This is a genomic window from Lawsonibacter hominis (assembly GCF_014287895.1).
GTDB classification, from domain to species: domain Bacteria; phylum Bacillota; class Clostridia; order Oscillospirales; family Oscillospiraceae; genus Lawsonibacter_A; species Lawsonibacter_A hominis.
Genome location: NZ_JACOPP010000105.1, coordinates 1 through 590 on the forward strand (window position 1 = coordinate 1; position 590 = coordinate 590).

Consider the following 590-nt stretch of genomic DNA (forward strand, 5'->3'; position numbering starts at 1 on the left):
GCCTCCAGCGTGGTGTGGCCGTTCCACAGAAAGCTGTCGCTGCCCGCTGCGGCGTCGTACAGCAGCATTGCCAGATCACGATATACCGGATTCTCCTTGTTGGCCTCCGCTTTCTTTTCCAGCAGGGCATGAAGGTCGGACAGAATGGGAAAATCCGTGGCCTTGAGCTGCCGAATATCCGTTTCCCAGAAGATGCCGAACTGATTGTAGAGTTCAATGATCGTCTGCTTGAGGATTGCTTTCTGCATATCCGTCAGGCTGGGCAGATACAGGGAAAATTCAATCTCCAGCGTTTTCATGTGCAGCGCCATATCAGACATTCCATTTCCTTCATCGGTATAGAGTTTGTCGGTTTCATCGTCATCGTCACGGGGCGCCGGTCTGATCTGCAAAAGGTTGGAGCGGCCGTTTTTTCCGCCGCCAGCATTGAGCCAGCTTCCGTTCAGGTTCCGGCACATATCCTTATATTCGGATTCCGGGTCGATGCACAGGATTTTCGTCCCCTTCATGTATTCCGAAAGCATGATGTGCTTCACAACGGTACTCTTGCCGATACCGGCCACACCCATAATCACGAAGCTACTATTGGT

At 52.2% G+C, this 590-nt stretch carries 1 protein-coding gene; it reads right to left on the reverse strand.

Annotation, left to right across the window (positions count from 1 at the left end):
- The coding region (locus tag H8S57_RS17000; RefSeq protein WP_186909102.1) for a helicase HerA domain-containing protein at positions 1–590 on the reverse strand (590 nt) is incomplete at both ends.